The organism is Paenibacillus sp. ATY16 (genome assembly GCF_003399985.2).
Taxonomy (GTDB): Bacteria; Bacillota; Bacilli; order Paenibacillales; family Paenibacillaceae; genus Pristimantibacillus; species Pristimantibacillus glycanilyticus.
This window is the reverse complement of record NZ_NMOK02000022.1, coordinates 35191-59241: the sequence shown is the minus strand read 5'-3', so window position 1 is coordinate 59241 and position 24051 is coordinate 35191. Positions and strand designations below refer to the sequence as shown.

The following is a 24051-nucleotide window of genomic DNA, read 5'->3' as shown; positions in this document are numbered from 1 at the left end:
TCCCCCAAACCATTAAACATTGCTGCTTTTCTTCTGCAATTAACCGTAAAGAGCAGGACTCTGCTCTTTACGATAATTCATCCAGCGTCATGCCAAGGCTAGGCGCCATATGAGTGAGAAACCACTCCGTCTCCGGGAGCCCGAGCTGCTTCATGGCAGCTTCCGTCTGCCCCTTGGCCACGAGAAATTCCCGGTTGCCGGTGGATACCTCGGTCAGGCATTTCAAGTAAGCGTCCAGCAGGTCAGCGGCTTTTACGATTTTGTGGAGCAGCTGATCTTCATCGGATAACGTGCTTCCCGGCTTGCCGAGAAGCGGGGCATACGAGGATTGCAGCTGTTCCGGCACCATGCCAAGCAGCCGTTCTGCTGCCATTGCTTCTATCTCGCGGAAGCTTGCGAGCATTTTCGGATTGTGATGCTTCACGGGAGTCGGGATATCGCCGGTAAAGACCTCGGTCGCATCATGGAACAAGGACAGCGTTACGGCGCGGTCCGCGTTATAGCTGCGTCCGAAAAAGCTGTTGCCGATCTCGCATAGCATATGGGCAAGCAGCGCCACGTGGAAGGAATGCTCCGCAACGGTCTCCTTGGTCGTATTTCGCATCAGACTCCAGCGTTCAATATATTTCAGGCGGTACATATAGGCGAAAAAATGACTTTCCATCCGTTACGCAAACTCCTCTCTAATCCCTCGTGCATCAGTACTTGTTTTACAATATCCTACCATAATTCCGCGGACTCCCGCATACATGCGGTAAATTCTAATGAAACGACGTATCCTTATTTGCCCGAAAAGAGGGCATTCGGAATTCTAACGAAACGCAGACACGCTATCAGCTGGAAAAAGCCCGCCAGATGAACAAATGCAGCCCAATAGCGATACTACGTTTCGTTAGAAATGGGAAACAGCAAAATTAGGCGAAATAATGATACGTAGTTTCGTTAGCCTCGCGGTAAGAGCAGGCGGATGGTTTACGGCCATACGGGAAGGGGGCAGCATTGCGCATGGCCAGCGGTTAGGGGAACGAAAAATCTGGATGCGTGGAAAACTTCCCAATCGTATCTAATAGGATCTAATAGGAGGCGAAGCGCTTGAGGGAGCGTCGATGATGAAGGTGCGAAGCCTCTATTACGGAACGACGCCAACGATGGACATGAAATGGGATGCTATTCAGAAGGTGGAGAACGACACGTATTTGCAGATCATTGTTGGAGACAAAACCGGTCGATGCGTTTGATGATTTCCTCCTGAAGTGGAAGGAGCTTGGCGGCGATTCGATTACCGAAGAGGTAACTAAGATTATAAACGGAGAACAATAGCCCAATAGCCTCGTTAACTTAACTTATTTAAATATTTATCTTGTTTTAATTTAAAAAAATCATTAAAATAATCCTTGGGTAAAGGAAATAAAGCTTTTGCCTTTTTAAATTGCTTTTTAACGGTTAACGACTAATTCGGCATTAATGAACCAGAGATGGAGCTGGACATAAGCCTAAATAAGAGTTGGTTTTTTACAACTTTTATTTAGGCTTTTTTTGTCTCTATTAGAATTACATATTGAAGGTAAAGATCAGGTTTACCTAAAACTAAGGATGGGTTTTTTGGAAAAAAATGAAAAGCAAATTCAAAAAGAAGTTGCGAGTCACATTGGAAGACTACTGCGAGAAGCTTTTGGAAAAGGCCCGCAATCGATTTTTGTTAATATCAGCCGCCCGTTTATCGTGATCTACTTGAGGAATTTCTTATCGCCAACCGAAAAAATTCTTCTTCAGCAGGATCAGGTGAATTCCGTGCAGCATACCCGTGACCTGGTCATGAAATCGCTGATGCCGGAAATAAAAGCCTACCTCCACCTGCTTGCGGGTATGAACATCAGGGAGTTTTATTATGACTGGGGATTTCATAATCATTCCGGCATGCTTGTCGGCATTGAAGCGGAGGATGATTCCCTCGGGTTCAGACCGCAGGAACGGTATACGGGGAAAGAGGAACTGCACGATGAAATCGATCGCATTAGTCACCAAATCCAAAAGAAGCCGGATGAAACTTATTCCTACATGATCAATGATCGGACACTACTGGTCGTCAGAAGGGGAATCCTGATCAGCATCGGCAAGGAGTTGATCCGCCTTGGATTCGAAGAAAGCCTGAAGCTCGCGGAACGTAATCTGGAAAAAAGCTATTTGATTAACAGCAGCCGCTTCCAGGAGATCATCAAATCGCAGATTTTAGACGTGTTTGTAGATTGGGATTTCCATGAGGATAAAAGCGTTATCGTATTTATTCTAAATCCGAATTCTAAATGAAGAAACGGATAAGATGCGGACAAAGGAAAATAATAGGTAAAGTTTCGGTTGAGTTATTCCGAATATATTACTACAATAAATCTGGGGCGAAAGAAATAATGCTTTTGCCTAAATTAAGGATGAATGATCTTGGAAAAAGAGGCTCAAGCCGAAATAGCGAGCTATGTTGGCAGATTGCTGAGAGAGGCTTTCGGGAGAGGACCGCAATCCATTTATGTCAGCATCAATCGGCCGTTTGTCGTATTATATCTAAGAAACTTCCTGTCGCCAACGGAGAAGATTCTTCTTGAGCAAGATCAAATCCACTCGATTCAATCGACCAGAGACCTATTAATGAAGTCGTTGATTCCCGAGATCAAAGCCTACCTGCTGCTGCTGGCAGGCATGGATATTCAGGAATTTTATTATGACTGGGGCCTGCACAATCATTCGGGCGTCATGGTTGGCGTTGAGGGCCGGGATGCCCAAGGCCAACCCTTGCTCGGTTGCGAATATACGGGGAAAGATGAGCTTCAGCACGAAATCAGTCTAATCAGCCAGCAGGTCCAGAAGCGCCCGGACGAGTTGTATTCTTGCCTCATCAATGATAGAACCCTACTCGTTATTCGGGTGGGAATTCTGATCAGCATCGAGAAAGAATTGATCCGGATCGGACATGAAGAAAGCTTGAGACTGGCCAAGCGCAATCTTGAAAAAGGGCATCTGCATAACAATGGTCATTTTCAGGAGTTTTTAAACGCAAAGGTTATAGATCTGTTTGTTGACTGGGATTTCCATCTGGATAAAAGCGTCATGGTGTTCATTTTAAATCCGAATCAATGATTGGCGGTAATGAACCAGATAGATCGCTGGACATCAGCCTAAATAAAAGCTGCAATATGCGGCTCGTATTTAGGTTTTTTATTATGGGTAAATTATTTTCGGACAAGGAGTAGGAAATATGAGCCATTATGTTGAACGAAGCGAGGTTCTTAATCGAATAACAGATGCCGTCTTTGCTCTCAATAACTCCTGGGAATTTACTTATATGAATAAAGAAGCAGCCAGATTGTTCTCTTGCACGCCGGAAGAAGCGATTGGCAAATGCATATGGAGTGCGTATCCAAAAGAGGTTTATAGCATTTTCTACGAGCATTATCTTAAAGCGATGCAGGAGCAGGTTCGGGTCGAATTTGAAGCTTACTGTCCGCCCATCTCGATGTGGCTGGAGGTAAAAGCTTATCCTTCCGAGACCGGTCTTTCCGTATACCTGCATGATATTACGAAGAAAAAAGGCTTGTCTCTGCTGAAGGAGCAGCACTACGAGTCTCTCTTCAAATATAATCCGGATGCGGTATTTGCCTTTGACCTGGAGGGGAATTATCTTAGCGTAAATCCGGCGATGGAGCAGCTGTTAGGCTATGAGGCGGATGAATTCTTGAAGATGTCCTATATTCCGCTTATTCCCGCCGAGGAGCTGGAGAAAACAAAAAGTCTCTTCAAGCTGGCAGCAAAGGGGATTACGCAGCATTATGAAACAAAGGCGATTCACAAGAGCGGCAAAGTTATTGACGTAAAAGTAACGAACATGCCGATTATCGTCAATAATGAATCCGTGGGAGTCTTTGGCGTTGCCAAAAGCATTATGCAGGAGAATCAAAACAAAACAAAGCTGCTGGAAGCGGAAAAATTGACGGCGGTTGGCCAGCTGGCAGCTTCCATTGCTCACGAAATCAGGAACCCGCTCACTTCGCTGAAAGGTTTTGTTCAACTCATCGAACAGACTGGATCGGGCGTTAGCGCTAATTATTTTACGATTATGAAGGACGAGCTGCGCAGAATTGAGCTGATTACGAGCGAGCTGTTATACCTGGCTAAGCCGCAGGCTCAGGAATTCAAGGATGAACGAATCTGCCAAATCATCCAGGATGTTAACATGCTAATGAGCTCCCAGGCTTTAATGAATAACGTGGAGCTCCGAATAACGGGCCTGGATGGTCTGCCGGAAATTCGTTGCGTGGCGGCGCAACTGAAGCAAGTATTTATCAATCTGATTAAAAACGCCATGGAAGCTATGCCTAGCGGCGGGGTCATACATATCCATGCCTCCAGCCCAAGCCCGGAAACGCTAATGATTCAGGTGTCCGATACGGGAAAAGGCATCCCGCAAGAGCTTATCGCAAAGATTGGCTCTCCCTTCTATACAACCAAAGAAAACGGGACGGGCCTTGGCATGATGGCCACCCAGCAAATCATACATTCGCATGGCGGAACGCTTGATATAACAAGCACGGAAGGCGAAGGGACTACGATTCATATTTGTTTGCCCGCCGCAAACGCACAGAATCAAGATGAAACGGGTGACGGTAAATGAAGGAAGATATCAGTGAGGCATCCGGAATGTGCGGGTGTCTTTCTTTGTTTTCGGACAGTTATCTTTCAAGGAGTATGCTATTATAAAGGCTATAATGTTGATCGACATCATATAGAAAAGAGGGATGGCTTACGAGGGCGTTTGGGCTTGCGTTTAATCACTTTTTCGAACGATGGATGTTTCTGCTGATCCCGGGATCGCTTGTCCTGGGTTTTCTTTTTGCCGATACGCTTGCTCCGATGGTGGATGCCGTACCGTATTTGTTCGCTTACGTGACCTTGACGATGGGCATTGGCTGCGGACTCCGGCATTTATACGAGGTGGTCAAAAAGCCAGGCATCCTGGTATGGACGCTGATATTGGCTCATCTATTGTCTCCGCTGGTCGCCTACGGGCTTGGCTCGTTATGGTTTGGAGCGTCCTCGCCTTATGTGGTTGGGCTTGTACTCTTTACGATCATTCCGCTTGGCGTATCCACCGTTCTGTGGGTCGGGATGTCAGGGGGCAGCGTGCCGCTTGTGCTTGCGATGGTCGTGCTGGACTCTGCGTTAAGCCCGCTTGTTGTACCTTACGGCATTCATTTATTTTTTAATACCTCGGTTGATATTGCGATTGGCCCGATTATGTTCGACTTGTTTGTTATCGTTGTTCTGCCGACTATCATTGGCGTAGCTCTGTACGAGCTCAGTAAGGGACGTATTCAGGAGAAGGTCAAGCCGGTTGCCATGCCAATCTCGAAGCTTTGCTTTGTTGCGGTGGTCGCTTTAAACGCTTCGGCTATTGCTCCGTATGTCGACCAGCTAAAGCATGACATGCTGAAGCTGATCCCGCTTGTTATCGTGCTTGTGGGGGTATGTTATGCAGTAGGCTTCCTGGGAACGGCCAAATTCGGAGGCAAAGAAGTGCAGGTAACCGTCTCCTATGCCACCGGCATGCGGAATATTTCGCTTGGCATCGTGCTGGCGCTGGGTTACTTCAGCCCGCTGGCTGCCGTACCGGTTGTGCTCTCTATCCTTGTGCAGCAGCCGCTTGCGACAGTGCATCATTTTGTTTTACAAAAACTTAACAAAAACAAGGCTAGCGAAGCCGCATGACGGCATGTACGATAAAACGAGTGACAAATAGGCATATTGGAGATGAAAGGCCATGAACAGCTTTCGCAACCGATTAACGTTAACCATGATCATTATCCTTGCGTTATCCGTAACCGCAGCCGGCCTCTTCATGGCAAAAACGTTTAAGGATAACCATATTAATGCGCTTGAGGACAATATGATCCGGGAGATGCATATCATTCTGGCCAAGACCGAATGGAAGCAGGGAGATAACGCGGCGTTGTTCCCTTATTTCACGGAGGAAGCCGAGAATCTTAAGACCTATGCGGATACCAGGGTTACCTTCATAGCAGGAGACGGAACCGTCCTTGGCGATTCGGACCATGCTCCGGAAACGATGGATAATCACAGCAGCCGGGTAGAGGTTGTGAAGGCTCATAAGGACGGCATTGGACGGGCTATACGCTACAGCGACACATTGAAGGAGAATTTATTATACGTTGCTTTGGCGGTGAATCCTTCCGATCCTCACTCTAACGTTATCCGTCTTGCAATGAGTCTGAAGGAAGTCGACAAGAGTATCGATCAGCTATGGACCGTATTGATTATCGGGCTGCTGATTTTGTTTATCGTTGCCGCTTTTATCAGTTACCGGATCGCCTTAAGCTTAACCCGTCCGCTTGAGCAAATTACGAAGGTTGCCCAGCGTATCAAGCAAATGGATTATAAAGCAAGGGTGAAGGTCAGGAAGCAGGATGAAGTTGGCGAGCTAGGTCATGCTATTAATGCCATGGCCGAAAGCCTCGAGGTACAGATGACGCGGATCCGGCAAAACGAAAGCCAGCTGGAGAGCGTGCTTGAAAACATGATTAACGGCGTTATGATGATCGACCCGGCCGGCAAGATTCTGCTGATGAGCCGCCGCGCCGGAGAACTCCTCGGTATTTCGACCGGCGAGCTTGTCGGCAGGAATTACGCGGAAGCCAAGCAGCAATACGAGCTGTCCCAGCTGATTCAGGAGGCGTTGGAGGGGCGCGAGCATATCCGCGAGGAGATTACGTTCTACTTCCCGGAGGAACGCTTGCTGGAGCTTAACCTGGTGCCGATTCTTCAGGAGAACCAGGAATTCGGCGGGGTTCTGCTCGTGCTTGCGGACGTGACGGCGATCCGCCGGCTTGAGCGGATGCGCAGCGAATTCGTGGCGAACGTATCGCATGAGCTGAAGACGCCAATCGCGGCGGTAAAAGGATTTGCCGAGACGCTTCTTGGCGGCGCGGTTAACGATGAGGAGACCGCTCGTTCTTTCCTGCAAATCATTTATGACGAGAGCGACAGGCTGAACCGTCTCATCGGGGACATATTGGCGTTGTCGAAAATCGAATCGAAGCGTGTTCCGCTGTATTTCTCGCCGGTGGAGATGGATTCGTTCATGACGAAGACCGTTACGATGATGGAGCCGGAGGCAGCCAAGAAATCGATCAAGCTGCAGCTGGAGATGGAGCATGGCTTGTACGTGGAAGCCGATGAGGACCGTTTACGACAAATTATGATGAATGTCATTGCAAATGGCGTAAACTATACACCAGAAGGCGGTAAAGTGTCGGTTCATATCGAAAGCATCGATGAGGATCATATCCGGATTCAGATCAGCGATACCGGCATCGGCATTCCGAAGAAGGATTTGCCGAGGATTTTCGAGCGGTTCTACCGGGTGGATAAAGCAAGATCCCGCAGTTCAGGAGGCACCGGGCTTGGTCTGTCGATCGTCAAGCATCTGGTTGAGCTGCATAAAGGCACAATAGCGGTGACAAGCGCCGTAGGCGTTGGTTCCACATTTGTCATTGAGCTGCCCGTTCTACAGCAATAACAGCCGGCCGAAAAATTTACCCATTCTTCATGAAATCGTGCTAAACTAAGGTAGAAAATTTGTGTCCAGGCTGGACAAGCTGGAGGTACTCATGTCACATAAAGTGCTCGTTATTGAGGATGAACCGACACTCGCGCGACTTTTGTCGTATAATCTGACGCAAGAGGGTTACGATACGACTGTTATTGATCATGGTGCAACCGGGCTTCAAACTGCTTTGCAGCGCACCTTTGATCTCATTATTTTGGACATCATGCTGCCAGGCTTGAACGGCTTTGAAATATTAACAAGGCTTCGCCAGAACGGGGTTAAGACGCCTATTATTATTTTGACCGCCCGCAATGCGGAGGAAGAGGTCGTTCAAGGGCTGAAGCATGGCGCTGATGACTACATTACGAAGCCGTTTGGCGTTGCGGAGCTCCTCGCGAGGGTATCGGCGGTATTGCGCCGGACGCAGCAGGATGACAGCGTGCCGATCGAGACGTCGGAGAAGGTCATTACCGTGGGAGATTTGTCGATTTATCCGGAGAAGTACGAAGTGATTCTGAACGGGGAGACCGTTCCGCTTCGTCCGAAGGAATTCGAAGTGCTGCTGTATCTCGTACAGCGTCCTGGGATGGTTATTACGCGCGATGATTTGATGAACGTAGTCTGGGGCTTTGATTATATCGGCGGCCAGCGTACGGTTGACGTCCATGTCAGCTCGCTGCGCAAAAAGCTGGAGCTTGGCCAATCCGTACAGATCGAATCGATTCGCGGCGTCGGTTATAAATTAGTCATGTCAAAAAAACTCGTCACACCAAAGGGATAAGGTGGACGAGTTTTTTGTTTGCGCTATTGCCGGTTCCAATCCAGCATCTTGCGCTGGAATTGCTTGGGGGAGCAGTCATTGTACTTCTTGAACATCTTATAGAAGTGGGCCATGTTAGGCATTCCGATCCGTTCCCCGACCTCGGTAATGCTTAGATCCTTCGTAAGAAGAATACGTTCCGCCCATTTGATCTTCCGGTAATTGACGAATTCCGTGAAGGACATTCCTATTGTTTTCTTGAAAAACTTGACGAAGTAGTAATAGCTCATGTTGGCGATCCGGCATACTTCTTCCACCTGAATCCGGTCGGTCAGCCGGTTCTCGACATAGTCCAGGACAGGCTTCAGCCGCAGTCGGTCGAAATCGTCCTGCTCGGCGAGCATCTTCCGGTTATCGTTGCGAAGCAGCGTCAGCAGAATCTGCTTGATCAGCACGCTAACCGCGATTTCATAGCCGGTCTCCTTGCGTTCCGCCTCATGATGCAGCTGGCGGATGTAATCTCCGATCTGCTTCTTCACTTTGCCGTTCTCTTGGAAAATATAATTGGCCATGCTGAGCGGGTTCTCGGTCTCGGAGAAATAACGCATATAAGCAATCGTGCTCTGATCGAAAAACGGCTCCAGCTCGAACTGCAGGACGATGTAGTCGAGATGCCCGACACTCTTGTCGCGGTGCAGCTGGGAAGCGCCGATCATAATGATGTCGCCGGGCTGCAGATGGTAGCTCTCTTCCTCGACATCCACATCCAGCCTGCCTTTTATGATATAGAGCAGCTCAAGCTGCCGGTGATAATGCCAGTTGGTGAAATCGTCATCCTTCCGGATCGGCTGCCAGACACGCAAGGATAACAAAGGGTTTTCATAGACAACTTTCTCGTTAAACGGCTCCACCTTTGCTGGTCCCACCTTACGTTGAAGTTTGATTCCGCACTTGCCGCCAGCAGGCGACAGGTTGCCTTCTTCATTGTAGTGGGCTTGGGCGTTAAAGGCAACCATTCGCCAAATCGCCGGGGAGATAGGTATAATAGAGTCAGAACGCGAGAGGAGATGACGGCATGCGGCCAAAAGTGTACCTATCATCCAAAGTATCCGATGAGGTAAAAGCATACCTCGACCAATATTGTGAATGCGAAATGTGGCAAAACCCGGAGAGAGCGATTACCGGGCAGGAGCTTGCCGAAAAGATCGGCGACGTGGAAGGACTGCTTGCAGCCGGAAATGCAATCAGCGAGCGGCTGTTAAGCGCAGCGCCGAAGCTGCGCGCGGTCAGCAATATTTCGGTTGGCTACAACCATAACGATCTGGACGCGATGAAAAAACGCGGCATTATCGGCACTCATACGCCTTACGTGCTGGATGAGACGGTGGCGGACTTGACGCTTGCCCTTATGCTGGCAGCAGCTCGCAGAGTAACGGAGCTGCATAATCTCGTCCGTGCCGGAGAATGGCAGCGCGGTGTTGGCGAGCAGCTGTTCGGACTCGACGTGCATCATGCCAAGCTTGGCATTATCGGGATGGGACGCATTGGCGAGCAGATTGCCAAGCGCGCCAAATTCGGATTCGATATGGAGGTTTCCTACTATAACCGCAGCCGCAAGCCGGAGACGGAGGAGCGTCTCGGCGTAAATTACCTGGGGCTGAACGAGCTGCTGGAGCAGTCGGATTTTATCGTGCTGATGACTCCGCTTACGCCGGAGACCAAGCATATGATCGGCGAAGAGCAGTTTAACCGGATGAAACGGACCGCGATCTTTATTAACGTATCGCGCGGCGAGACGGTTGACGAAGCGGCTCTGATCGAGGCTTTGCGCACGAAACGCATTTATGCGGCAGGTCTCGATGTGTACGAGAAGGAGCCGGTCAGCCCGGACAATCCGCTGCTTCAGCTCGATAATGTGGTGACGCTGCCGCATATCGGCTCGGCAACGAAGAAGACGAGGAACGACATGGCTATGGTTGCGGCCCGCAACCTGGTGGATGCTTTATACGGCAGAGAGCCTCAATACGTCATTCCGGAATTGAAAAACTAAAAGCGAAAGAGGCTGTCCCTGCGAGGGAACAGCCTCTTTTTTGTTGCAGACTCCGATCGGTGTTAATGCCGGTCTTCGTGGCTTTTCCGGCCCTCGAAGTACATTTTTGCCGGATTCACTTCGCTTTCCTTCGCGGAAATGGAGCTGGACACCAGCTTGAATACGGAGGTTTTGCTGCCCATTGAAGAGACGTACCGTTCCAGATGGGTTCTTGCAAGCGGCCGGTCGAAATAACCGGGAACGTATTTGTCCAGCATGACCTGCATCGCCGCGGTTGCTTCCTCCCAATCAACGACCTTCTCGATGGTCCCGTAAATAATGGCGCTCATAAAAGCGGTATCCACATGGGCTGGCGTGGGATCCGCGATCGTGCCGTACTCTTCGCTGACCGTAAAGCAGGCCGCCGGGTTTTCGGCAATCATATCGATTTTTCGTCCTTCGGATGCACCATGGAAGTAGATGGCGTTATCCTTCCAAACGAAGTTTAAAGGCACGACGTAAGGAACATTATCCGAGGCAAGGCCAAGAAATCCGGTCCGGGCCTGCCCCAGGAAGCGTTCGATTTTGCCAGCATCGGTACAGGCTCTTTTTTGCAAGCGGATGGGAAACATTTTAGTTCACTGCCTTTCTTTTTCGTTCATTGTGTTATCATTGTAGAAGGAAACTGTCCCTGTCAAAAGGTACAGTTTTGTTCGAAATAAGGGGCACAGATTGAGGTGACAGGATGATCAGCTTAACGCCGGAATTGGATAAACAGAGTGGGATTCCGCTTTATCAGCAGCTATTTGCCTATTTAAAAGGACAGATCGAATTGGGCATGCTGCGCGAAAATGACAGGCTGCCTTCGATCCGGCAGTTCTCCGTTTATTTGTCCGTCAGCAAAAATACCGTCGAAACCGCCTATCAGCAGCTTTTGGCGGAAGGTTATATACAGAGCCGGCTTCGCAGCGGTTTATACGTCATGCCTCTTGATCAGCTTGAGGGGATTAAGGAGTCACAGCCAGTCAGATCGGAGGTAAAGTCAACTGCGGAGCCGCTGCCCCCTAACGCGATCAACTTTGAATACGGCGATGTAGAGCTGGAGCATTTTCCGGTGCGGCTGTGGAAGAAGTGCCTGGTGGATGCGCTGGAGGAATGTACGACGGAGGTATACGGCTACGGCGACCGTCAGGGGCATAAGGGACTCCGGTCGGAGATTGCCCGTTATTTGTACCAGTCACGCGGGGTGGTCTGCACGCCGGATCAAATTTTTTTGAGCGCCGGGACGCAAACGATGGTCAGCCTGCTGGCCCAGCTTTTGCCTCTGCCTGAGGCGATTGCGATGGAAGAGCCGGGGTATAACGGGGTTAGGACGGTTCTGATGAACATGGGGCGAAGGATCATTCCTATGCCTCTCGAGCATGACGGAATCTCGGTCGAGCATCTGAGGGAAAGCGCGGCGAGCATGGTATATGTGACGCCTTCCCATCAATTTCCTCTAGGGATGATCATGCCGGTTCACAACCGGATCAAGCTGCTTCAATGGGCATATGAGCGGGACGGCTATATCGTCGAGGATGATTTCGACAGCGAGCTGCGTTACCAGGGACAGCCGATTCCGGCGCTTAAGGCGCTGGACACCGGGGACAAGGTTATTTATTTGGGGACGTTCTCGAAGTCTTTCCTGCCAGGAATACGGCTCAGCTATACGGTGCTGCCGGAACGGGCTGCGCAGGATTTCGGAAGCAAGCTGCAGGCGTACAGCCAGTCGGTATCGCCCCTTATTCAAGCCGCCATGTACCGGTTCATGAAGGAAGGGTATTTCGAAAGCCATATTCGCAAGATGAAGAAGCTGTACCAGGCTCGTCACCGGATACTGCTTCGCACGATTCAGGAACAGCTTGGTAGCCATGTCGGCATAATCGGAGAGCGGTCGGGCATGCATCTGCTGCTTGACGTCTACGGGCGCTCCGGCGACGAGCTTGTGGAGAGGGCGCTGGAGTATGGGGTTATTGCTTATACGCCACGGAAGCATTGGCTGCACCCGGAGGCATGTCCGCCCTCCTACATTATGCTTGGATTCGGCGGACTGAACGAGCAGAAAATCCGCGAAGGAATTATTGGGCTGCGTAAGGCTTGGTTCCCCTAAGATGTGATACAATACGATGGAGACCTAACTAAGGAAAGTGGAGTGAATTTTTTTGATTACGATTACGATTCCGGAACCGGACGTTACGATTTACAAGCAGACGAACCCGCAGCTTAGCCATATTTACAACTTTACGGATTTCCATCTGATTACGCGCGAAAAGGGCGGCTTCTTTATTTTCTACAATTTTAAAGGAGACGTGCTGTTTGTGGGCAAAGCGAGAAAGCTGAGACCACGCATCAAGAAGCATTTCGAAGACAGCGTATCCCCAATGAAGAATCACCGCGACGAAGTGACCAAGATCGAGATTTACGTGAATGAAGATCCGGTGGAGCGGGAAATTTACGAGACTTACCTGATCAATCAATTTCGGGCGAAATATAATGTGGACAAGGTGTTGTTCCGCTAGAATAGACTAACGATTGGCGATAAAGGCTGCTCAGCAATGAGGGCCTTTTTTTGTTGGTATCGTTGATGGGACGGGAGGATGTGAAGATCTTGAAGAATGTTCTTTAGTTTCGGTAGTCCAAATAAGGAGAGAATGAGCTATACTGTAGCGGCAAATCGATTTCCTGAGAGAAGAGGGACTGCTAATGGAACAAGAGAAGCGAAATGGGATTGCAGTTAACCAGCTTGGCTTCCGTCGGTTAGACCGGAAGACGGCTGTTATAGAAGGAGAAGGCGGGACGTTCAGGTTAATTAACAAGACAACCGGCGAAGTGGTGCTGGAGGGAAAAACAGGGGCTGCAGCGGAGGATAGATCCAGCGGGAAAAAAGTTTGCCGCGCGGACTTTTCGGGCGCGCAGCAAGACGGGACCTATAAGCTGGAGACGGAGGAAGGGCAGGTCTCGGATTGGTTTACCATCGGCGATGAGGTATATGGGGCTGCTCATCCGGCTTTGTTGAAAGCGTTTTATTATTTTCGCTGCGGGATCGAGCTGGAGGACACGTACGCGGGCGTATGGAAGCATGATGCCTGCCATCTGACGCCTGCGATCGTATACGGAGATGAAACGAGGCATGTGGATGCTTGGGGCGGATGGCATGATGCCGGCGACTATGGCAAATACGTGGGACCAGGTGCAAAAGCCGTTGCGGATTTGCTGCTGGCCTATGAATATTATCCAGGTGCTTTTGCGCGTGCGCTGCCTTTGCCTGAAACAGACGGCGTGATGCCGGATGTGCTCCATGAATGCCGGTATGAGCTGGAATGGATGCACCGCATGCAGGACGCGGAGTCCGGCGGCGTTTTCCACAAGCTTACGACGCTTCGCTTCCCTGCTCCGGATACAATGCCGGAGGACGATACGGACGAGCTGTACGTTTCACCGGTATCGGCCACGGCAACGGGCTGCTTTGCTGCTATTATGGCGATGTCGGCGCGCGTGTACGGAGGTTTTGACGCAGCGTTTGCCGCCGAGTGCAAAGCTGCGTCCGAACGGGCATGGGATTGGCTCGAGCAGCATCCGGAGGTGCCGGGCTTCCGTAATCCGCCGGAAATCGTAACCGGTGAATACGGTGATAAGGTGGACACCGATGAGCGGTATTGGGCAGCGGCCGAGCTGTACCGCACAACGGGAGAAGAGCGGTATCACGAGGCTTTTCTTCAGTTGGCGGGGCGGGAGTTCGATAAGTACGAGCTGGGTTGGGCCGATATGGGAGGCTATGGTACAATCTCGTATTTGTTGTCCGAGCGTCGGGGGGACTTGGCTGTTGCGGAACGGCTTCGGGCCGGTCTGTTGGAACGAGCCGAGCGGCTGGCCGCAGTAAGCCGGAAGGACGGATACGGCGTATCTTTACAGCCGGATCAGTACATATGGGGCAGCAATATGCTGGTGCTTAACCATGCGATGCTGCTGCTAATTGCGGATCGCGTGGCGGGGACCGATGCGTATGCGGAGCTGGCGCTGGATCATATCCATTACTTATTCGGGATGAATATGCTGGGCATTAGCTATGTAACGGGCTTCGGCAGCCGGCCGGTTAAACATCCGCATCATCGCCCATCCGAAGGCGACGGCGTGGACGATCCGGTTCCGGGGCTTGTATCCGGCGGGCCTAACCTTGGCATTCAGGACGACTATGCCCGCGAGCATCTGGCTGGCAGAGCTCCTGCCGCTTCCTTCGCCGACGTGATGGAAAGCTACTCGACAAACGAAGTAACGATCTATTGGAATTCGCCTGCGGTGTTTGTTCTAAGTCATTTTGTGTAAGAGGGCCGATTGCTGGGCGTGGAAAGGAATAAGACCCTCATGGGGTATTATCGAATTTACGGGTAGCTGAAAAGGGCCCACGGAAGCGGCCCCAAATACGAATAAGACCCTGAGAGGGTCTTATGGATGAGCTCAAGGAGCTAAATGGTGATGATAAGACCCTCATGGGGTCTTATCGCATTTGCGGGTAGCCGAAAAGGGCCCGCGGAAGCGGCTCCAAATACGAATAAGACCCTGAGAGGGTCTTATGGATGAGCTCAAGGAGCTAAATGGTAGTAATAAGACCCTCATGGGGTCTTATCGACTGACCGCATTGTTAGTAGACGGCTATTGGCGAGCTAATATTGAAAAAGACCCCGTCGGGGTCTTTTTTGCGTAATCGAGATTGTAAGCTAAGGCCCCTAAGGGACCTCAACTTACATCTTAAGGCAACGTTTTTCGTAATTAAAGTCCCTAAAGGGCCTTAATCACGAACGGACAATCCCGAATAGTAGGAAATGAAGGGGATCACGGGCAGTTAAGGTCCCTTAGGGACTTTAACCATATCCCAGCTACTTCTCTCGCACCATCAACACCTGCTCCATCGTGGTTACAAGCCCCATATCGGCGAGGAGCTCGACTAGCACCCCGTTGGATGCCCGGATATTAAACGCCGAGCGCCGGCAAGTCTCGCCGGGCTGCCATACCTCGTGCAAGGCGGCTGCCATTACCTCCTTGGCGTCGGTACGTCCAGGAGCAGCTTCAACCCGGTACAGGACAATGCCCGTCAAGTCACCGTCCGGGTTAAACGTCCTCCTGTACAAGGCATAACCTGCCGCTTCTCCGCCATCAAAAACGGCAACGCTCTCGCCATCCTTCAGACTGGGCAGACCGGCCTGCCAGACTTCTCCCGGGGAGTAGAACGGAAGCCGGGCGGCTTCCGCTGCCATGCCTATCGCAATCTGGTACGGATGCTCGTACGTGTCGTCCATATCCGGAATCGGCTGTTCCGTGGACTGAATCAGGAGACGGTCGGTCTGCCTATAACCAATCGATTCATACAGCCGAATGGCATTCGTATTTTGCGAGATCGCCTCGAGGTAAGCTTGGTCAACGCTTAACTCCTCATACAGCTGCAAGTTCCTCCTCATAAGTGCTTTGCCAATGCCTTTGCCCCGGAACGTCGGCTTGATAGCGGTTCCGCCGTTCCATGCCAGCGTTCGCCCGTCGTATTCACGGTAGCCGTTCATGACCAATCCGGCTGCTTCGCCGTCGACGTAACAGGCAAGGGAATGCTCAAACGAGAGACCTTCAGAGGCAGTCCGGCCGATGAACCGATCAAGCGGAAGCGCAGCCGGAACCAAATAACCTTCGAAGGACTGGTTCCACAACGCAGTCACCTCGATAACCGGAAGCTCGCTGAGCGTTCGGAATGTCACATTCATAAGCAGCAGTCTCCTTACAGCGCTTTGTCGTTTACGCTTTCCAGCCAGCCGTCGATGCTGCCGATAACGGAAGTAACGCAGCCGTCTTCGAACGGCGAGATCAGGCCGGCCACCTTAACAAGCTCGGTGAAGGAGAGGCTGCCGCCTTGCTGGCAGAGCTTGAGATAATCGGCCCATGCCGCGGTCCGGTCCTCATGCATTCTTTTCCAGAACTGAAAGGCGCAAATTTGCGCGAGGGTGTAGTCGATATAGTAGAACGGACTGCCGAAAATATGCCCCTGACGCTGCCAGAAGGCACCATGCTCGAGATAGCTGTTCTCCTCATAATCGCGGTGAGGCAAGTATTTCTTCTCGATTTCGCGCCATGCAGCCTTCCGTTCAGCCGGGGTAGCATCCGGATTCTCGTAGACAAAATGTTGGAATTCGTCAACCGTTACGCCGTAAGGGAGGAACAGAAGGGCGCTCGCCAGATGCTGGAACCGGTATTTATCCACGTCCTCCTTGAAGAACAGCTCCATCCAAGGCCAAGTGAAAAATTCCATGCTCATCGAATGGATCTCGCAGGCCTCATAAGTAGGGAAGGCGTATTCCGGCACGGCAAAGCTTCTGCTCTCGTACACCTGGAAGGCATGGCCGGCTTCGTGCGTCAGCACGTCGATATCTCCGGAGGTACCGTTAAAGTTGGAGAAAATAAACGGTGCGCCGTATTCGCTGATATAAGTGCAATAACCGCCGCCTTGCTTGCCTTTTTTCGCAACGAGATCCATCAGGCCGTTATCCAGCATAAACCGGAAAAACTCGTCCGTCTCCGGCGACAGCTCCGCGTACATCCTTGCTCCGTTCTCGACGATCCATTCCGGGCTGCCTTTCGGCTTCGCATTGCCGGTCAGGAAGGCAAGATTCTCGTCGTAGTAGTAGAGATGGTCGACGCCGATGCGTTCGCGCTGGCGTTCCTTCAGCTTGCTAGCGACAGGCACGATATGCTCCAGCACCTGATTGCGGAAGTTCGCCACCATCTCCGCCGTATAATCGGTCCGGCTCATGCGGGCATAGCCAAGCTCAACGAAATTGGTGAAGCCCAGCTTTTTCGCGATGCGGGTGCGTACTTTGACAAGCTCGTCGTAAATCCGGTCAAATTCAGCCTCATTCTCGCGCATGAAACCGGAGGAAGCTTCCGAAGCCTGTTTGCGAACGGAGCGGTCGGTCGATTGCTGGAATGGCGATAACTGCGAAAGCGTCCGTTCTTCGCCGTCGAACATAATTTTGGCGGAAGCGATAAGCTTCGTATATTCGGTGGACAGCTTGTTCTCCTGCTGCAGATCCTCGATTACCTCCGGGCTGAAGGTTTTCAACGAAAGTTCGGCCAATTGGAACAATTGACGGCCCCATTTGGCTTCAAGCTCCGTGCGGAACGCCGAGTTCACAAGCGCCCGGTAATAATCCGTTATGTATTCCTGAACGACAGGTCCGTTCTCATCGAAGAAATCCTGCTCGGCTTTATAAAATTCATCGTTTGTATCAATCGAATGACGGATGCTCGCAATTTGCTGCATCGTATCAAACTCGCTGCGCAGCTTGTTGAGGCCGGTCATCGCGGCGTCCTGCTCCTCGAAACGGCTTGCCGCGTTAAAGGCGGTTAGAAGCTCCTTGAACTGCTTTTCGAAAGACGCTACTTCGGGACGTTCGTAACGATACTCGTTAAATTTCACTTGGATACACCTGTCCTCTCTTGAACAATCGTTTTTTTAAAAAAGGAAACGGATGGAAGAACCATCGCCTTGACATGTCTATTCGTTGGGATTAGCGGTTAATCCTGCTTCATCCGCAAGCAAAAAGGCTTCCTTCACCAATGCTCAGGAGAAGAGAAGCCTTTATTGAAAGTATGTTCAGAATGCAGCGTTTATTTTCGGGTTCTGAGCTCAAATTCCTCGCGAATCCGTGCGAGCACGGCCGGATCGGAAACCACGTCGTAAGCGGTCGCAGCCAGCGTCTTGGCGGCAAAAATCATTCGCTCGAGCGCGCGCTCCGTCATTGCCGCGTCACGGAATTCCACGGTGTGGAGGAGGAAACGCTCTTCGACGATTTTGACGTAAGGATGAATGGCAGGACAGCGGACGGATACATTGCCCAAATCCAGCGAGCCGTGATCCTTTCCGGTTTCAATCTCTTCCGGCTTCACGCCCAGCTCAAGCAGGTTGGCGGTAAAGCATTCGGACAAAGCCTCATTCGTAAGCAGCTCGTCATAGGAAAATTCATAATTGCTCATCTCCAGCCTGCAGCCGGTCTGCAGTGCGGCACCTTCGGCGCAGCGCCGAACCTTCTCGGCGAGCTCATTCGTGTAAGCGCGGGTAGCGGAACGGACATAAAATTGGGCGGAAGCGTAGTCGGGAATAACGTTAGGCGCTTTGCCGCCGTTATCGATAATGCCATGGATGCGGGCATCGCTCCGGGTCTGCTGGCGGAGAGCATTAATGCTGTTGAACAGCTGCAGCACCGCGTCAAGGGCATTAACGCCTTCGTAAGGGCTTGCCGCCGCATGGGCCGGCTTGCCGAAATATTCGAACCGGATCGCGTCAAGCGCAAGCGAATCGCCGGATTTCTCAAACGTATAATAAGGATGAGCCATCAGCGCAAAGTCGCAGTCGTCGAACAGCCCGGCTTCGGACATCGGCACCTTGGCGCCTTTGGTCTCTTCGGCAGGCGTGCCGTAGACGCGGATGGTTCCGCCGAATTGATCCATGACGGCCTTTAAGCCAACGGCTGCCGAAATCCCCATCGTGCAGATGAGATGATGGCCGCAGGCATGTCCGATTTCCGGAAGCGCGTCGTATTCGCATAGAAAAGCAACGGTTGGACCCGGCTTGCCGGTTGCATAGGTTCCGATAAACGCGGTAGGAATGCCAAGCGTTCCCTTTTCAACCGAGAAGCCTTGTCTCTCCAGCTCCTCGATCAGAATGGCTGCGGATTTGAATTCCTGGTGGCCAAGCTCCGGATTGGCGCCAATCGTACGCGAGATTTGTTTGAAGATTTTCGCATGGGATTCAATGGTGTCGATTACTAGTTGTTTATTGCTGCTTGTCATGGACATGAACAAGCCTCCTTCTATCAAACTTCTTCCCCACCATTATAACCGATAAGCCGCATGATTGCCTGTTGGTGCCGGCCAATGAACAAGCTCGGGCATGCTTAATGGATGCCGTGCATCTTCTTGAATTGCTCCGGACTCATGCCCTCCATTCTCTTGAAGACGGTGCTGAAATAGCTGGCGCTGTCGAAGCCAACCTTCGCCGCAATCTCTTGCATTTTAAACTCCCGGCCGAGAAACATCAGCTCTTTGCTGCGGTTAATCCGTTCCCGGTTCACGTATTCCATGGGACGCATGCCCATCAGCTGCTTGAACAAGCGGCACAAATATTGCGGAGTAACGCCTATGCGCGAGGACAAATCCTGTATCGTCAACACGCTGTCGATATGCTGCTCGATATAGCGGATGACCGGATTAAGCCGCATGTAATATTGCTCTGCGGATTGGGTGCTGACCTGTACGACCTTCATCAAATCGAGCAGGAAAAGATACAACAGCTTCGAGCATTCAAGGCCGAGAAAAGGAAGTCCCGACTCCGCCATGGCGGAGATGCCGCGTAGGTGGGCGACGATCATTTCGCTGTCGGTAACGGAGTACAGACCGGGTTCTTTAATGCCCGCTTGGCCAAGCAAGTCCTTCGCAAGGCTGCCCCCAAAGCTGATGAAATAAACATCCCAAGGGTCCCGGACCGCGTAATAACGGTGGGGAACGCCGGGGAATAAACAGAAGCCCTGGCCGGCCTTTACGGCAAACTTCTCGTCACCGATCCAAAGCTCGCCTTCGCCGCCGGTGGACTGAAGCCATTGATAATGCGGAAAGCCCTGCTGCCGGTCGATCGTCTCCTGGTTATTCCAGTGCCCGATAATGTCCACGTAGACGGGAAGCCTGCGGTCGGAATCGGCCAGAATCGGAAATACCAATTTATCCATAACGGTGCCACTTCCAGTTTCATATATTTAAAGTGATGTGAATATAATGTGATTTTATTGGATCTGCAAGCGTATTACAATATTAATATCGTAATAGACATAATACTTGTATGGAGGTTAACACCCATGACCTTGAAGTTCCCGCCAATCAGCCCGAAATTCCCGCAAATGCTCCATGGAGCGGATTATAACCCTGACCAATGGCTTGATTATCCTCATGTTCTGGAAGAAGATATCCGCCTGATGAAGCTGTCGAGCAGCAACGTGATGTCTGTCGGCATTTTCTCTTGGGCAGCTTATGAGCCTGAAGAAGGCGTATATAAGTTTGAATGGATGGATCAGCTGCTTGACCGCTTCGCGGCGAACGGCATTTATGCCCTGCTTGCCACGCCAAGCGGTGCAAGACCGGCTTGGATGTCGGAGAAATATCCGGAGGTTCTCCGCGTAGAGGAGAACGGAATCCGCAATATGCATGGCGCGCGCCATAACCATTGCTTCTCCTCGCCGGTATACCGCGCGAAGGTGAAGGAGATGAACGGCAAGCTGGCAGAGCGTTATTCGCAGCATCCGGCCGTTATCGGCTGGCATATTTCCAACGAATACAGCGGCGAATGCCACTGCAACTACTGCAGAGAAGCCTTCCAGAATTGGCTGGAGAAGCGCTACGGCACGATTGAAGCGTTAAACCACGCATGGTGGACAACCTTCTGGGCTCACAAATATACAAGCTTCAGCCAGATCGATACGCCAACCTACCGCGGGGAAAAAGCGGTACACGGCATGAACGTGGACTGGAGAAGATTCGTCACCGATCAAACGGTAGATTTCTGCCGCAACGAAATGGAACCGCTTCGCGAGATCAATCCGGAGCTGCCGATTACAACCAACTTCATGCTCGATTTCGAGCCGCTGAACTACTGGAAATTCACCGAGCTTCTCGACGTGATCTCGTGGGATGCCTATCCAACCTGGCATGACGCGAAGGATCAAAGCGAGCTTGCGGCGTGGATCGGCTTCAACCATGACGTATTCCGTTCGCTCAAAGGCGGCAAGCCGTTTATGTTAATGGAAAGCACGCCAAGCATGACGAACTGGCAGCCGATCAGCAAGCTGAAGAAGCCGGGCATGCATCTGCTGGCTTCCCTGCAGGCGGTTGCCCACGGTTCGGATACGGTTCAATATTTCCAATGGCGCAAAAGCCGCGGCTCCAGCGAGAAGCTGCACGGGGCCGTCGTAGACCATGTTGGGCATGAGAATACCCGCGTCTTCAAGGATGTTACGGATGTCGGCCAGGCGCTTGAGAAGCTGCAAGAGGTAGTTGGCACTTCGGTTAAGCCTGAGGTCGCGCTTATCAATGACTGGGAGAACCGCTGGGCGGTGAAGGATTCGCAAGGCCCCCGCAACGGCGGCATCCATTATGAAGAAACGTTGAAGCGTCACCACCGTCCTCTGTGGGATATGGGCGTGCCTGTCGACATTATCGATTCGGAATGCGCCTTTGATTCTTACAAGCTGCTGATAGCGCCAATGCTGTACATGGTTCGTCCGGGCGTTGGCGAGCGGATTGAAGAGTTTGTGAAAAACGGCGGCACGTTTGTTGCGACTTACTGGTCGGGTATCGTTAACGAAAGCGATCTTTGCTTCCTGGAAGGCTTCCCTGGACCGCTCCGCAAAACGCTGGGCATCTGGTCCGAAGAGATTGACTCCCTGTACGACGGGGAAAAGAACAGCGTCGTGATGTCGGAAGGCAACAAGCTGGGTCTTGCAGGTTCTTACGATGCGATTGAACTCTGCGACCTGATTCACCTGGAAGGCGCGGAAGCGTTGGCCGTATACGGCGATGACTTCTACGCGGGCCGTCCGGCACTGACGGTGAACCAGCTTGGCGAAGGCAAAGCGTATTACGTCGCTTCCCGAAATACCGAGCCGTTCTTCACCGATTTCTTCAAGAAGCTGGTCGAGCAGGAAGGACTGAAGCGCGTCGTTGAGACGGAGCTTCCGCAAGGCGTTACGGCCCAACTGCGCTCCGACGGCGAGTTTGATTATGTGTTCGTGATGAACTTCAGCGAGTCGGCGCAGCATGTGAAGCTTGACGAGCAGGAGTACGAGGATGTTCTTGCCGGCGGCAAGGTAGGCAATGAGCTTGAGCTTCCGCTTAACGGAGTGCGCATTCTGAAAAGAAAAGCAAGCTTCCACTCCTAAGCAAGCTGCTAGCGAGAAGCGATTGACATTTATTGCGCCATTCTCTATAATTTCTGTAACTTGATATAACTTATGCGGCGAAAGAGCGCAGTAGCGGCTTAATCCCTGTTCTAGAAAGCCGGGGGTCGATGGAACCCGGCACACATTAAGTCCCGCGAAATACACTCTGGAGCATCCCGGGTAATGCCGGGCGGTTACGGCGAACGATATCTCGCCTAGAGCGGTATGAAGATTAGCCTTGCGCAAGGCGGCTTCATGCAAGTTGGGTGGTACCACGGTAAATGAATCGTCCCTATGTCTATTTAGACATAGGGACGTTTTTTTGTTTTTAACACGAATAAGAAGGAGAGCTAACCAATGAACATTATTGACGAACTGGAATGGCGCGACGCCATTAACCAACAAACCGACGCGGAGGGACTGCGCGAATTGACGAACGAAAAGGCTGTCTCGCTCTATTGCGGCGTTGATCCGACGGGAGACAGCATGCATATCGGCCACTTGATTCCGTTTATGGTGCTAAAGCGGTTCCAGCTGGCGGGCCACCGTCCGGTTATTCTGATCGGAGGAGCGACCGGTACGATTGGCGACCCAAGCGGCCGCACATCCGAGCGTTCCTTGCAGACGCTGGAACAGATCCAGGCGAACGTCGAAGCGCTTGGCGCGCAGCTTCGAAAGCTGTTCCTCACCGAAGGCGACAATAATATGCGCATGGTCAACAACTACGACTGGACGCATAAGATCAACGTCATCGAGTTCCTTCGCGACTACGGCAAAAACTTCAGCATCAATACGATGCTTGCGAAGGATGTCGTGTCGAGCCGGCTTGAGAGCGGCATTTCGTTTACGGAGTTCTCGTATCAAATTCTGCAATCGCTCGACTTTCTGCATTTGTTCCGGGAAGAGGATGTCCAGCTTCAAATCGGGGGCTCCGACCAATGGGGCAATATTACGAGCGGCCTTGACCTGATCCGCAAGAAAGAAGGCAGCGAAGCCAAGGCGTTCGGCCTTACGATTCCGCTCATGCTGAAGGCTGACGGAACGAAGTTCGGCAAGACGGCTGGCGGTGCGATCTGGCTGGATCCGGAGAAGACCACTCCGTACGAGTTCTACCAGTTCTGGGCTAACACGGACGACCGTGACGTCGTTAAATACTTGAAATACTTCACGTTCCTCTCGAAGGAAGAAATTGAAGGGTTGGCTGAGAAAGTCGCTACGGAGCCGCATAAGCGCGAAGCTCAGAAGAAGCTTGCCGAAGAGATGACGCGCTTCGTTCATAGCGAAGAGCTGCTGCAGCAAGCGCTTCGCATTACGGCTGCGTTGTTCAGCGGCGATATCAAATCGCTGAGCGCGGATGAAATCGAGCAGGGCTTCAAGGAAATGCCGACATTCGAGTCGACGAATGAAGCGAAGAACATCGTTGATTGGCTTGTTGATCTCGGTATCGAGCCTTCCAAGCGTCAAGCACGGGAAGATATTACGAACGGCGCCATCTCCATGAACGGCGAGCGCGTAACCGACCTTACGCTTGAGGTGTCCTCGGAACACGCGATTGGAGGACGGTTCATCATTATCCGTAAGGGCAAGAAGAAATACAGTCTGGTGAAGATGGCTTAAGGCTGATTGAAATAACAACCCCTGCGTCTAT

The 24051-nt window shown here is 51.5% G+C and carries 20 protein-coding genes and 1 other annotated feature; of the genes, 13 read left to right on the top strand and 7 right to left on the bottom strand.

Translation table 11 applies throughout. The features are described from left to right. Positions 1-67: 67 nt before the first annotated feature. On the bottom strand, positions 68-664 hold the full coding sequence (gene yfbR / locus CFI03_RS12035; protein WP_116393793.1) for a 5'-deoxynucleotidase: 597 nt from the start codon (positions 662-664) through the stop codon (positions 68-70). 442 nt (positions 665-1106) lie between these two features. On the opposite strand from yfbR, the gene CFI03_RS31065 reads away from it, so the two are divergent. From CFI03_RS31065 to CFI03_RS12005, 7 genes are all read left to right on the top strand, one after another. Then, positions 1107-1238: a hypothetical protein gene (locus CFI03_RS31065; RefSeq protein WP_283094512.1), complete on the top strand. Its 132-nt coding sequence runs from the start codon at positions 1107-1109 to the stop codon at positions 1236-1238. Between the two features lie 364 nt (positions 1239-1602). Beyond that, positions 1603-2307, top strand: a complete 705-nt coding sequence (locus CFI03_RS12030) for a Na-translocating system protein MpsC family protein (protein ID WP_116393792.1) — start codon at positions 1603-1605, stop codon at positions 2305-2307. Between the two features lie 129 nt (positions 2308-2436). Next, positions 2437-3129: a Na-translocating system protein MpsC family protein gene (locus CFI03_RS12025; RefSeq protein WP_373864157.1), complete on the top strand. Its 693-nt coding sequence runs from the start codon at positions 2437-2439 to the stop codon at positions 3127-3129. A gap of 118 nt (positions 3130-3247) precedes the next feature. Beyond that, positions 3248-4660, top strand: a complete 1413-nt coding sequence (locus tag CFI03_RS12020) for a PAS domain-containing sensor histidine kinase (RefSeq protein ID WP_116393790.1) — start codon at positions 3248-3250, stop codon at positions 4658-4660. A gap of 176 nt (positions 4661-4836) precedes the next feature. Further along, positions 4837-5754: a bile acid:sodium symporter family protein gene (locus tag CFI03_RS12015; RefSeq protein WP_116393789.1), complete on the top strand. Its 918-nt coding sequence runs from the start codon at positions 4837-4839 to the stop codon at positions 5752-5754. Between the two features lie 52 nt (positions 5755-5806). Beyond that, complete coding sequence (gene pnpS, locus CFI03_RS12010) at positions 5807-7582, top strand: two-component system histidine kinase PnpS (RefSeq protein WP_116393788.1); 1776 nt, start codon at positions 5807-5809, stop codon at positions 7580-7582. A 91-nt stretch (positions 7583-7673) separates the two neighbouring features. Then, positions 7674-8393 (top strand): response regulator transcription factor, encoded by a 720-nt coding sequence (locus tag CFI03_RS12005; protein ID WP_116393787.1) that lies wholly within the window; start codon positions 7674-7676, stop codon positions 8391-8393. A gap of 23 nt (positions 8394-8416) precedes the next feature. On the opposite strand, the gene CFI03_RS12000 is transcribed toward CFI03_RS12005, so the two are convergent. Next, positions 8417-9388 carry a helix-turn-helix domain-containing protein gene (locus tag CFI03_RS12000; protein WP_244935575.1) on the bottom strand — a complete coding sequence of 324 codons (972 nt, stop codon included), beginning with the start codon at positions 9386-9388 and terminating at the stop codon, positions 8417-8419. Between the two features lie 59 nt (positions 9389-9447). Here CFI03_RS12000 and CFI03_RS11995 point away from each other — a divergent pair, with 59 nt between their 5' ends. Further along, a complete protein-coding gene (locus CFI03_RS11995) occupies positions 9448-10422 on the top strand; it encodes a 2-hydroxyacid dehydrogenase (protein ID WP_116393786.1) in 975 nt (324 codons plus the stop codon). A 62-nt stretch (positions 10423-10484) separates the two neighbouring features. Here CFI03_RS11995 and CFI03_RS11990 read toward each other — a convergent pair whose 3' ends face one another. Next, positions 10485-11033 (bottom strand): pyridoxamine 5'-phosphate oxidase family protein, encoded by a 549-nt coding sequence (locus CFI03_RS11990; RefSeq protein WP_116393785.1) that lies wholly within the window; start codon positions 11031-11033, stop codon positions 10485-10487. A gap of 113 nt (positions 11034-11146) precedes the next feature. On the opposite strand from CFI03_RS11990, the gene pdxR reads away from it, so the two are divergent. The 3 genes from pdxR (at position 11147) to CFI03_RS11975 (ending at position 14763) form a co-directional block, all read left to right on the top strand. Further along, on the top strand, positions 11147-12550 hold the full coding sequence (gene pdxR, locus CFI03_RS11985; protein ID WP_116393784.1) for a MocR-like pyridoxine biosynthesis transcription factor PdxR: 1404 nt from the start codon (positions 11147-11149) through the stop codon (positions 12548-12550). 52 nt (positions 12551-12602) lie between these two features. After that, positions 12603-12959 (top strand): nucleotide excision repair endonuclease, encoded by a 357-nt coding sequence (locus CFI03_RS11980; RefSeq protein WP_116393783.1) that lies wholly within the window; start codon positions 12603-12605, stop codon positions 12957-12959. A 184-nt stretch (positions 12960-13143) separates the two neighbouring features. Further along, positions 13144-14763 (top strand): glycoside hydrolase family 9 protein, encoded by a 1620-nt coding sequence (locus tag CFI03_RS11975; RefSeq protein ID WP_116393782.1) that lies wholly within the window; start codon positions 13144-13146, stop codon positions 14761-14763. 551 nt (positions 14764-15314) lie between these two features. On the opposite strand, the gene CFI03_RS11970 is transcribed toward CFI03_RS11975, so the two are convergent. The 4 genes from CFI03_RS11970 to CFI03_RS11955 form a co-directional block, all read right to left on the bottom strand. After that, positions 15315-16187, bottom strand: a complete 873-nt coding sequence (locus CFI03_RS11970; RefSeq protein WP_116393781.1) for a GNAT family N-acetyltransferase — start codon at positions 16185-16187, stop codon at positions 15315-15317. Between the two features lie 14 nt (positions 16188-16201). Further along, positions 16202-17896, bottom strand: a complete 1695-nt coding sequence (locus CFI03_RS11965) for a M3 family oligoendopeptidase (RefSeq protein WP_116393780.1) — start codon at positions 17894-17896, stop codon at positions 16202-16204. A 191-nt stretch (positions 17897-18087) separates the two neighbouring features. After that, entirely contained in the window at positions 18088-19269 is a 1182-nt protein-coding gene (locus CFI03_RS11960) for a M20 family metallopeptidase (protein ID WP_116393968.1), read from the bottom strand. A gap of 104 nt (positions 19270-19373) precedes the next feature. Beyond that, the gene (locus CFI03_RS11955; protein ID WP_116393779.1) at positions 19374-20201 is read right to left on the bottom strand and encodes an AraC family transcriptional regulator; all 828 of its coding nucleotides are present in this window, start codon (positions 20199-20201) and stop codon (positions 19374-19376) included. Between the two features lie 126 nt (positions 20202-20327). Between CFI03_RS11955 and CFI03_RS11950 the strand changes: the two genes are divergently transcribed. Then, the gene (locus CFI03_RS11950; protein WP_116393778.1) at positions 20328-22403 is read left to right on the top strand and encodes a beta-galactosidase; all 2076 of its coding nucleotides are present in this window, start codon (positions 20328-20330) and stop codon (positions 22401-22403) included. A 68-nt stretch (positions 22404-22471) separates the two neighbouring features. Next, positions 22472-22700: a binding site (T-box leader), on the top strand. Positions 22701-22760: 60 nt separating this feature from the next. Beyond that, positions 22761-24020 (top strand): tyrosine--tRNA ligase, encoded by a 1260-nt coding sequence (gene tyrS, locus CFI03_RS11945; RefSeq protein ID WP_116393777.1) that lies wholly within the window; start codon positions 22761-22763, stop codon positions 24018-24020. The last annotated feature ends 31 nt before the right edge of the window (positions 24021-24051 follow it).